9 protein-coding genes and 1 pseudogene are annotated in these 10770 nt (G+C 69.9%); 4 read left to right on the top strand and 6 right to left on the bottom strand.

Annotated elements, in window-relative coordinates; translation table 11 throughout:
* Window positions 1-542, bottom strand: a pseudogene (locus tag VIM19_02170) (Ig-like domain-containing protein).
* 313 nt (window positions 543-855) lie between these two features.
* On the opposite strand from VIM19_02170, the gene VIM19_02165 reads away from it, so the two are divergent.
* Window positions 856-3213 (top strand): EAL domain-containing protein, encoded by a 2358-nt coding sequence (locus VIM19_02165; GenBank protein ID HEY5183717.1) that lies wholly within the window; start codon window positions 856-858, stop codon window positions 3211-3213.
* 597 nt (window positions 3214-3810) lie between these two features.
* Here the strand turns inward: VIM19_02165 and VIM19_02160 are convergent.
* Complete coding sequence (locus tag VIM19_02160) at window positions 3811-5568, bottom strand: hypothetical protein (GenBank protein ID HEY5183716.1); 1758 nt, start codon at window positions 5566-5568, stop codon at window positions 3811-3813.
* Here VIM19_02160 and VIM19_02155 point away from each other — a divergent pair.
* Both VIM19_02155 and VIM19_02150 read left to right on the top strand, forming a co-directional pair.
* Window positions 5477-5962 carry a type II toxin-antitoxin system RelE/ParE family toxin gene (locus VIM19_02155; protein ID HEY5183715.1) on the top strand — a complete coding sequence of 162 codons (486 nt, stop codon included), beginning with the start codon at window positions 5477-5479 and terminating at the stop codon, window positions 5960-5962. The two genes, VIM19_02160 and VIM19_02155, sit on opposite strands and share 92 nt — an antisense overlap.
* A gap of 198 nt (window positions 5963-6160) precedes the next feature.
* Window positions 6161-6289, top strand: coding sequence for a hypothetical protein (locus VIM19_02150; protein ID HEY5183714.1), 129 nt, complete (start codon window positions 6161-6163; stop codon window positions 6287-6289).
* 233 nt (window positions 6290-6522) lie between these two features.
* Here the strand turns inward: VIM19_02150 and VIM19_02145 are convergent, their stop codons facing one another.
* From VIM19_02145 to VIM19_02135, 3 genes are all read right to left on the bottom strand, one after another.
* A complete protein-coding gene (locus VIM19_02145) occupies window positions 6523-7209 on the bottom strand; it encodes a hypothetical protein (protein ID HEY5183713.1) in 687 nt (228 codons plus the stop codon).
* Between the two features lie 165 nt (window positions 7210-7374).
* Window positions 7375-8367, bottom strand: coding sequence for a patatin-like phospholipase family protein (locus VIM19_02140; GenBank protein HEY5183712.1), 993 nt, complete (start codon window positions 8365-8367; stop codon window positions 7375-7377).
* Window positions 8368-8468: 101 nt separating this feature from the next.
* The gene (locus VIM19_02135) at window positions 8469-9239 is read right to left on the bottom strand and encodes a C1 family peptidase (GenBank protein HEY5183711.1); all 771 of its coding nucleotides are present in this window, start codon (window positions 9237-9239) and stop codon (window positions 8469-8471) included.
* Window positions 9240-9447: 208 nt separating this feature from the next.
* On the opposite strand from VIM19_02135, the gene VIM19_02130 reads away from it, so the two are divergent.
* Window positions 9448-9798 carry a protease inhibitor I42 family protein gene (locus VIM19_02130; protein ID HEY5183710.1) on the top strand — a complete coding sequence of 117 codons (351 nt, stop codon included), beginning with the start codon at window positions 9448-9450 and terminating at the stop codon, window positions 9796-9798.
* On the opposite strand, the gene VIM19_02125 is transcribed toward VIM19_02130, so the two are convergent.
* The gene (locus tag VIM19_02125; protein HEY5183709.1) at window positions 9767-10549 is read right to left on the bottom strand and encodes a hypothetical protein; all 783 of its coding nucleotides are present in this window, start codon (window positions 10547-10549) and stop codon (window positions 9767-9769) included. The two genes, VIM19_02130 and VIM19_02125, sit on opposite strands and share 32 nt — an antisense overlap.
* Window positions 10550-10770 lie beyond the last annotated feature (221 nt).

Raw genomic sequence — 10770 nt, 5'->3', positions numbered from 1 at the left:
CAGATGAGAGCGCAGGGCAGCCCCGAAGCGGCTGTGCGCGGGCCACGGGTTCTGCGGGCGAAAGTGCACCTCCCGGGCGTTGATCCAGTGCCAGGCGCCGACGACCGGGGTGGTGCTCGCCACGGTCAGCGCCGCTCGACGGCCGCGCGGTCGGCGACGTCCTTGGTGAAGCGGATCACCAGCGGGGCGTTGACCCCGACCGTCGTTCCGGTCGCCGGGGTGACCCAGTACTGCGCGCTCGCCGCGGCCGCAGGGGTGGTCACCGTGAAGCTGGCGTGCACCGTGGCCACCGTGCCGTCGGTGTTCGCCGCCGCGGTGACCTGGTAGCGGACACCCGGGGTGGGCGGGGTGTCCGAGGTCCAGCCCGCCGCGGCCGCGTCGAGGTGGCCGGGCAGCACGTCGCCGGAGCCGGGCCCGCTGACCAGCACCGAGACGAGGGTGCCCCCGGTGACCGAGAACGCCGCCGGCACGTCAAAGCGCTCCACCGCGGACAGGTGCAGCTCAACCCTGGCCGCGGCGCTGGGTGCGATCGAGGACCGCATCGGGGGGCCGCCGTCGCCGTCGTGCACCCGGACAGCGCCAGGGCAGCGACCCCAGCAAGGGCGATCAGTCGGCGATCGGCGACTTCCGGGAGGGGGCCTGCGGCGGCAGGGGAATGACGCTACTGCAGCAGAACGGTCACGCGACGTGCCAACACTCTCGGCCGAAGAGGGCGGGAACTTGACCGCGCCCACGACGACACGATGCCCACGGAGCCCAGCCGGCGGCCTTGACGATGGTGCTCAAGGGCTGGCGGCTCAGCGTCGACATCGAACCAGAGCCAGTTCGTCGGCCCCAGCAGAGATAGGGGAGCCTGTGTCGCCCGCGAGCGCGCGCCGCACGACTCTGGCTGTATGCCTCGACGTGGTCATCTTCGCCGTGGGGGTGGCGGTGGCGGTCCCGTGCGTGGCCCGATGGCTCACCGGCCAGCAGATGCCCGGCTACGCCGGCATCGTCGCGATCACCCTGATCGTCGTGTTTTCGCGCTTCCCGCTGGTGCTGGCCCACCAGTCCGGCGACATCGTCATCGGCTTCGAGACCTGTTCGTTGGTGTTCCTCGTGCTCACCGTGCCGCCAATCCAGGCACTGGCCTTGTGGGCCATCGGTACGACGATCGCCAACGCAACGGCGCGAAAGAGCTGGCGATCGACCCTGTTCAACATCGGTCTGACGATCCAAGCCGGCGGCCTGCTCGTGCTCGTCGTCGCGCTGGTCCAGGCGGGACCAAACCAGCGATCCTTGGAACTCGCCGCGGTCATGCTCGGCTGCGCGATCTACTTCCTCTTCGACCTGCTCACCACCGCGGGCTCCCTCGCACTCGAGGACGGGACCTCCCTGAGTTCCGCCCTGCGCTGGCGTTCGGTGTCCCTGGGCCTGGCCAGCTTCGTCGGTGTTGACACCCTCGGCTACCTGGCCGCGCTGCTCCAGCGCAGCCAGCCCAGCTGGACCCTGCTGCTGCTCCTGGTGCCGGTGGGCACAATCCTGGTGGCCGTCGGCTCAGTCAGCCGCACCCAGCTGGCACACCGGCGGCTCGCCGGGCTCCTGGAAGCCGCCACTCAGGCACCAGACTGGGCCGACGAGCACCAGATCGATAGCGCGCTGGTGGTCCAGGCCCAGCGCACTCTGCGGCGCACCGAAGCGACCCTTCGCGCCACCCCTGCGGACCCACCCGAGATCAGCGCCCCGATCCAGCTCGAGGGCCGACCCGACCGCCACCTCGTGGCGCGACGGCTGTCCAACGGCGAAAATTTCGACACTCACGACCAGGTCGCCCTCGAGGCTCTCGCCGCGATCGGGGTCTCAGCACTCAACCGCCGCCGCCTGGCCGCGGACATGAGCTACCTCGCCCGCCACGATGTCCTGACCGGGCTGTTCAACCGGGGGGTGTTCGCCGACCGCTTGACCCACGCCCTCGAGCGGCGCGGACCGCGGCGGATCGTCGCCGTCCTCTATTGCGACCTCGACGGTTTCAAGGAGGTCAACGACCTCCTCGGGCACGAGGCGGGCGACCGGCTTCTCGTCGCCGTCGCCGATCGGGTCCGCAGCTGCCTTCGACCCGAGGACACCGCCGCCCGGCTGGGTGGCGACGAGTTCGGCATTCTGCTGGACAGCCTCAACGACGAGGCACAAGCCGAGGAGGTCGCCCAACGCCTGCTGGACGCCCTCGCGCCCGCCTTCCACACCGAAGGCCACGACATCCCGGTCCAGGCGAGTATCGGGATCGCCCACGCCGGCCAGGAACCGTTGACCGCCGAGGCCCTCCTGAACAGCGCGGACACGGCCATGTACGCCGCCAAGGCGCTCGGCAAGGGCAGGACCGAACGCTTCGTTCCCGCCATGCGGACCAGCGACCTGCGCCGGCGCGAGCTGGAAGCCGCGCTGCGCCTCGCGGTCGAAGAGGACCGGATCCGGGTCCACTACCAGCCGGTCATCGACTTGAACACTGGAGCCATCCGCGGCTTCGAGGCACTGGCCCGCTGGACGCACCCATCGCTCGGCGTCGTGCCACCCGACACCTTCATCCCGATCGCCGAACGGCTGGGGCTGATCCGCACCCTCGGGCTGCAGATCCTCGAGCGTTCCCACCGAGGCGCGCTACGGTTGAGCGAACGGGCCGGTCGCCCCCTCCAGCTGGCCGTGAACCTGTCTGCGACCCAGATCAGCGACCCTGACTTGACGGATCGCGTGACCGTGCTGCTCCGGGAACACCCGCAGGTCCCCCTCGTCCTGGAGCTCACCGAGGGAACGCTCCTCGGCGACGACTCCCCGACCGTCGCAGCCCTGCACACCCTCAAGGCCTGCGGCGCGAAGCTGGCGGTCGACGACTTCGGGACCGGCTACTCCTCCGTCGGGTACCTGCACCGTCTACCGGTCGACATCCTCAAGATTGACAAGCTGTTCGTTCACGAACTGCACGACCCGCGGTCCCACGCGCTGATGCAGGGGGTCATCGCCATGGCCCAAGCGATGGACCTGACCGTGGTCACCGAAGGCGTGGAGGATTGGCACAGCGCGCAAGCCGTCCGTGACCTCGGATGCGATCTGGCCCAGGGGAACCTCTTCAGCCGCCCAGTCGAGCTAAGGGCCGCCCTCGAGATCGCAAGAACGGGCCGCGTCGACGTGTCCCCGATGATGACGACCAGCCGCTACGCAGTGCCATCCGGCGAACGGTAGGCCGCACGGCACCAACACCGCCGGGTCCCGCCAATCGAATGCGGCAAGACCCCAGCTCGCCGCCTCCTGTCGGACACGACATGTCCGACCAAGCACCGCCGCCCAGCCGCCCTCTGACAGTCTTCTCCTTGGACCGCCTGCTCCGAAGATTCCCCGGAGTCAGGACACCCCGTCTCCTCTCCTTTGCTCTTGCGATCAGTTTCGAGCCCCCCTCGGGGTGGGCGGTGGAGGATCTCGTGGGCGATGTTCGTCTCGTCCTCCGCTCGACGCGGCATGCCGAGGCCGTCTGGTAGGTCCCAGGCGCACGGCTGGGCTGACCGCAGTGGCTGTCCAGCCAGCCGGATGCCCAACCACGCGCCTCTGGCACGGCCCCGTTCGAGGTGGGACGACTGTGGTGCGGAGGTGGCTGCGCGCATGCGCCCGGAGCGCGACTGGGACGTCGTCGTTTTCGGCGCGACGGGGTTCGTGGGCCGCCGCGCGGCGGCCTATCTCGCCCAGCACGCCGCCCTGAGGGGCGCGGATCGGGCTGGCTGGTCGGTCGCGCGAGAGGCTCGACGCCGTCCGCGGCGCCCTGGGCAGCGACGAAGGGCGGTGGTCCTAGCCCCACCACATGTGCCACATGGCGCTGTCGGTCCCGATCGCGAACAGGTCGATCCGGTTGGCCGACCAGGTGCTGGCCGCGACGCCGGATACGACAGTGCCGCCGCGGTCTTCCCAGCCGCTCCAGGCGGATCCGTCCCATGCCTGGTGGTAGACGGCGCTGTCGGTACCGACGGTGAACAGATCGAGCCGGTTCGGCGCCCACGAGGTCGCGGTGATGGGGCCGCAGATACCACCGAGGGACTCCCAGCCGCCCCAGGAGGATCCGTCCCACCAGCGGTGCCAGCAGGCGCTGTCGGTGCCGGTGGCGAACACGTCGAGGCGGTTGCGGTTCCATGAGGCGACAGTGGGGGCGCTCCTGAGGATGCCGCCGAGAGACTCCCAGCCTCCCCAGGAGGACCCGTCCCACCAGCGGTGCCACAGGGCGCGGTCGGTTCCCACCCCGAAGATGTCCAGGCGGTCGGTGTCCCAGGCCACGGCTGCGGGTGTGCCCATCAGGATGCCGCCGAGGGACTCCCAGCCTCCCCACGAGGATCCGTCCCACCAGCGATGCCACAGTGCGTGATCCGTCCCCAGCGCGAACACGTCGATCCGGTTGGGGGCCCAGGACACGGCCACCGGCTCGGATTCGAGCAGCCCGCCGAGAGACTCCCAGCCTCCCCAGGAGGATCCGTCCCACCAGCGGTGCCACAGGGCGCTGTCGGTGCCGATCGTGAACACGTCCAGCCGGTTGGGCGCCCAGGACACCACGGCCGGTTCGGTTTCGAGGGTGCCACCGAGGGACTCCCAGCCTCCCCAGCCCGCCGGGTCGAGCAGCGGATACGGGTTGTCGTTGGTGAGGCCGCACGGGGTCCCGGCGGGGAAGTGACGGTCCAGCAGGCCCGTGAACTGGGCGAGGGCGTCGGTGCGTCCGGTGAGGTTCTGGTAGGTCGCGGCGAGGGTCGGCCCACCGGCCGCGACGATCTCGGCCCAGGTGAAGTGCAGCTGGTAGCGCAGCCAGTTGAGGAACAGCGTCGAACATCCGATGGACAGGTAGTTGCGGTCGGTCGGGTCGGTGGTGTTCACGAAGTCCGGCCGGCCGCCGTCCAGCCAGCTGGCCGCACTGGCGAACTCCCCGAGCGACGCCGGATACAGCTCGGCGGCGAAGACTCGGGAGAGCCCCTCGCCGGTGCTCGCACCACAGTCCCAATGCCCCTGGGCTGCGGAGAACACCTCGACCTCCTCAGCGACCTGCAGCATGCGGACCAGATTCGCGTCAGTCCCGTCAAAGGCCGCGCAGTGCTCCTCGGTCGCGGTGCAGTTCGCGTGGTACGCACCGAACGTGCCGGTCACCACGTAGACGGTGAAAGGCAGGGCGCCGGGGGTCACCTCGCCGAACCAGCCTCGAAGCTGCGCGTACTCGACTTCACAAGAGGCGAGCACCGCATCCGCCAGGACGGGGCCGTTCGAGCCGAGCGCGTTCTCGTAGTAGACCTTGAAATGCGTCGTCGAACCACCCAGCGTGTAGGGACCGCCGTCGGCCGCCAGAGCGGGCCGTTCCGTCGGCACCGAACCGCCGGCCTTGACCAGAACATGCAGGTCGCGGGAGTCTCGCTGCGCCCCGGGTGCCTTGCTGACCCGGCGCTTGCCCGCGACGGCGGTGTGCGCATCGGGGGCGGCGGGCATGATGTCCGGCATCGCCGTCCCCGCCCCGTTCATCGCGGTCGTCTCCGCCGGCGCCATGCCCTTGCTGGCGGGCGCATCCATCACCGACATCGTGGTCTCCTCCATGCGGGTGCGGCTGGTGAGCAGGCAAAACGCAACGGAACCCCAGACGAGCCGAGTCGATTCGAGGCACTGCGTTGGAGGCACACGCCCCGACCGAAGGGTGCGCGAGGGCCGTCACCGCCGCGTCACCGCAGCATCACCAGGGCGCGCGTCGAAACGGGACGAGAATCGCGCCGGTGCGGCGATGGCAGTCGCCGGTGTCAGGTTCGGGCTGCGCGAAGGGTGTTGGTCGACCCGCCGCGGTACCTACCGCTTGCTCTACCGGATCCGACGGGATGTGCGAGAAGTGATCATCCTTCGCGTCGAACATCGACGCGACGCCCACCGACCGCTTCACAGAGCGTCAGACTTCGCCCCTGGAGGACGACCATGGGAGCCATAGCGACGGTGAACGCGTTCGTCGCGGCGTGGTCCGACCATAATCTCCATGCGGCGATCGAGCTGACCACCGAGGACTGCGTCTTCGAAAGCACCGGCCCCGCTCCAGAGGGGGCCCGGCTCGCCGGCCGGGATGCCGTCCGCGCGGCATGGAGGCCCATCGTCGACGACGCGTCCGCCCGCTTTGAGGTGGAGGAGAGCTTTGGGCGCCTGCGATCGGGTGGTCCAACGCTGGCTGTACTCCTGGGACGGCGGCCACGTTCGCGGCGTCGACCTGTTCACGGTCCGCGACGGCAAGGTGAGCCAGAAGCTGTCCTACGTCAAAGGCTGACCGGTCCCGACTGACTCACCGGGAGAACCACCGGCTCCACGCAAGCATGATGCAAGCGCACCCCCTGCTGCCTCACCAGGCTGCCGCGACCTTCAGCTTGAGCAGACCCATCCGTGTGTGGATGTCGACCCGCCGCCGCATCACTTGTTGTTGAACGACCCCCGCGGGTCGCCAGCGTGAAGTGCACAGCGGGGAGGACCCGGTGCCCTCGACCGGCGCGGCACTCAGGCCGTTCACCCGTCGGCCAGACCCGACTGGGCGAGGCGGTGGCCGTACCAGAGTGTGGTCAGCACGTAGCCAACGAGAAATCCGAGCACGGTGTAGGTGATCAGGATCGCGCCGGCGATCACTGTCGCTGAGCCAGAGGGTTCGGTGGTGGTCCCACCCTCTAGCCCGGACGCCACGGAGTTGATCAAAGACGCCACGGGGGCCCCCAGATGCGTCAGCTGGACCAGGCCGGCTCCCAGCAGCAGCTTCGTCAGCCAGTCGCTGACCTCGGCGAGGTTCGTACTCGGCGTGAAGGCCGAGGATGGCCGGTCAGCCCGGTCCATCGCAACGACGTTCTCCTGGTCGGACGGCTGGTCAGGTGTGGCCGTCACAGTGCCTCCGCTGGCGACCTTTGCGGTGCTGCTGCTCGGGACCGTCCCGCCTGAGGGCCCGACCGGGACCGACGGCTTCTGGGAGAGGCGGAACTCCCCGGAGGAGACGTACCGGGGGATCCCGAACAGGAAGCCGAGCAGGAACCCGGTGAGGTAGGAGGCGAGGGCGGTCAGCAGGCCGGTGCTGATGGCCTCGGCGCGGTTGGTGCTGGAGGCCAGGCCGTAGATGACGATGATCACGGATCCGCTGGCGGCGATGCCGCCGCAGAACGTAGCCAGCCACGTTGTCGACTTTCCCGCGGTGCGGGTGCGTCCCAGCATGTGGGCCTCCCTCCACCATGCCTGACCTGCTCCGCTGGGTGGGCGCGGGTTACGCCGTCGACGCCGCCGCCGCGTGGAGTCGAGTGCGGGTCTCGGTCCGTCGTCACCTTGTCGAGGGTGCGTCACCAGCACGTCACTGCGGCGCGGTGACCGATATGTCTTGGGTCAAGCGGCCCGGTGGGTGTGCTTGTACTGCTCAAAGTCCCAGCCGGGCTGCCCGTCGGTGCCGTCGAGGAACGCGGTGGCGGCGGCTCGACCGTTCTCGAACAGGGTGTCGCGTTGGGTGTCAGTCAGGTCGAAGTCGGTGGACTTGACGTGGCCGGTGTCGACGAAGATGGTGCGCGCCAGGACGGCCGGGTCATCGACGTGCATCCGGTCGTAGAAACCGGTCATCGTGTTGAGCAGGGCCAAACTCATGCTGGCCACGCCGTGCACCTCGTTGGCGACGGCCTCCTGCACCGCGTCCGGCCGGCTGGACAGCTTGATGCCGAAGGTCGGCCAGCGGGGTTCGACGCCCGGGGGCGCGTCGAACAGGTCGATCGGGAAGTTGGACAGCATGCCGCCGTCGACGATCCAGTGCTTGTGACCGGTGCCGTCGTCCAGGACGACCGGCTGGTAGAAAAACGGGATCGACATGGAGCAGCGCACCGCGTCCGCCACCGGCTCGTCGGCCGGGTCGCGCTGGTAGTGCTCCCGGTAGCCCCAGGGCAGCTGGCGCAGGCAGCCGGCGGTGATGTCGGAGACGTTGACCACCAGCCGGTAGGCACGGTCGGGGTCGGCCGGCGGTCGCTCAGGGTCGGTGTAGCGCAGGTCGGCGAAGCTGTGCACCCCGTGGGCGGCCAGCTGCTCGCCCAGCCAGGTCCGCAGGTAGTCGCCGCGGTAGATGCCGTGCTCGGCGAACAGCTCGAAGATCTTGCCGGCGGCCAGGCCGTCCCACATGGGGCCGTCCTGGAACTCGTGGTAGTCGATCGAGGTCACCGTCGAGACGAGCTCGTCGCGGCTCATCCCGGCCGCCACGAGCGCACCCACGATCGACCCGGCCGACGTGCCGGCGACCCGGTTGAACTCGTACCCGCGTTCCATCAGGACGCTGATCGCCCCGGCCAGGGCGATGCCCTTGACCCCCCCGCCCTCAAGGACCACATCGGCTTTGGGCATGCCGCCCACCTCCTCGCCAGGTGGTGCCGAACCGGGTGACCGTGGCGAGGGTGGCTCGCCGACGGCCCACCGGTGCTGCCGGACGGTTATTGTGGCGGCGTTCAGACCAGGAGCTGTTTGAGGTCCACGCCGTTGAGCTGTTCGTAGGTGCGCAGTCGCATCCGGAAGTAGCCGGTGTCGCCCCAGCCGGTGCCCCAGCTGTTGGCGTAGACGAGCACGCTGTTGAAGGCGTCGCGGGCGTCGATCTCAACGCCGACCGCCTCGACCTCGTGGCCGCCGGCGACGCCGCTGCCCGACCAGGTCGGGTCGGCGTCGATGAACCCGGCCGCGTCGGGTGAGAAGAAGGCGTTGTACCAGGGCATGCCCTGCAGGACCGGCCCGGCCTGCAGCAGCCGCAGCAGCCCGTACGCGCTGCGGGCCCAGCGGAACCGGGTGATGGTGCCGCGGGACTTCAGCACCTTGCAGATCGCCAGACCCGACGAGCCGGTGTCTTCCGGCGGGTACGTGCCGGGGTACCCGTCGATGACGGTGGCGTCGGCGTACAGCTGCACGGCGAACGCCTCGGCGGCCACCGCGTCGCCCGCCGCGGGGAGCACGGCCTTGCCGACCGCGTCGTACAGCGGCTGGGTGCCCAGGGCGCCGGTCCCGGCGTTACCGGTGCACGACCCGAGCTTGCCCTGGTCCAGGATCACCAGGGCGCGTTCCCACTGCTGGTGGTGCAGCGACTGGCCCATCGCGTGGGCGTCGTTTTCGACCATGAAGGCCAGGCTGCGCCCGTCCAGCCACTGGTTGCGGCCCAGGCGCATGCCCTCGTGCTGGTCTTCGGCGTACTTCTGGTAGAGGAACCCGTTGTCGAGCAGACCGCGAAACATCGCCTGTCTCCTCTCCGTCTGAGGGGGCCGCCATGGCTGGCGGTGACGGAATGTGGTCGCGACCGTACTCTCAGTACGCAGGGTCTGAATCCGCCATCTCAGTGACACGGCCGAGCGCCGCGCCCTGTTCCGCGTCGGGGCCTGTCAAGGGCGCGGTTCTTCTGCTGCACTGGGGGATCCGCTCACACACAGGGGGTGCCGGCCACAGATGACCATCGAGCTGGGCCCGGCGGACACCGGCACGTCTCGGTCCGTCCGGGTCGGCGAGTTGACCACCGTGCGGCTACCGGAGAGCCCCACCACCGGGTACCGGTGGGAGTGCGACGAGCCCGGCGCCGGGCTGCTGCTGGTCGAGGACCGCTTCGAGGGCGCCACCACACCGCGGGGGTCCGGGGGCGAGCGGGTGCTGGTGTTCCAGGCCGTGTCCACCGGCCCCGCGACCCTGCGGCTGGTCAACCGGCGCAGCTGGGGCAGCGCCGACCCCGGTGAGGAGTTCTCGGTGCAGTTCGACGTGCAGCCGCCGGCGCTCAGCGCCGACGAGGGCTCGTTGCCGGAATGACTCGGCGCGCCCGGCTGGGCGACTGCGTGGGGCTCCCGGTCCGGCTGTCTGGCGGCTGGCCGACGGGCGGTGCCGTCGGTGCGTAGGCGGTGCGGAAGAACCCGCGGACCGGGTGGCTGATGCCGAGGTTGTGCTCGAAGGTCGTCGCCGCGCTCGGGCCGGTGGCGCTGAAGCGGATCCACACGTCGTCGCGTGGACCGCTGTTCGGGTCGTAGACCCCGACGGTGACAGCGGCGCCGTCTTGCTGGTAGCCGTAGGCCAGGACCTGGTGGTTGAGGCCGAGGTCTTTCGGGTTGGCCGAGGCGACCGTGACCAGTCCGAGCGCGGCGGGTGTGCCGGCGTCGAGGTCGGCGCGGATCTGCGGCCACTGGACACCGACCGTGCGGGAGATGACGCCGCGTTCGATGACCACGTGCCGGCCGAACACGTCGTAGGTCGCGTCGTCGGTGGGCAGGTTCATCCACTGGTAGTACTGGGCGATCCCGGCGGGGACGTGCCAGGACTCGACCAGTCGCCGGACGATGAAGTCGTACAGCGGTGCACCCGGCCCCGGCCGGGTGGCAGGCGGGGGCGCCTGGGCGTGCCAGAAGTCCAGCGCCGCGAACACCATGCCCCCGCACAGCCCGGCGTCGGCGTTGCCGATGTTGATCGCGCCGAACGGGGTGGGCACCGTCACGGCCGGCTGGGACGGCCAGCTGTTGGTGAACGCGAAGCCGTTCGCGCTCGGCAGGAACGGGTTCGGGTCAGCCATCGCGGGCCTCCTCAACCGAGGTGTCGGCCGACCCCCGGGGCACGCCCAGGCCCGAGTCGAGGCGCACCGAACGGGTCGACCGTGACAGCGCAGCGTAATCCCGTGACTACGCAGTGCGCCAGGTCCGGTCGGCGGTACCGTTCGTCTGGACCAAGACCGCCGACGAGATCCTCGAACGGCTAAACCCATATCTTCAACGGATTCCCGGCGCAGGACATAGC

Source organism: Actinomycetes bacterium, from assembly GCA_036510875.1.
In the GTDB taxonomy this organism is placed as follows: Bacteria; Actinomycetota; Actinomycetes; order Prado026; family Prado026; genus DATCDE01.
Note: the sequence above shows the minus strand (reverse complement) of the source record. Positions and strands in the feature narration are given on the sequence as shown.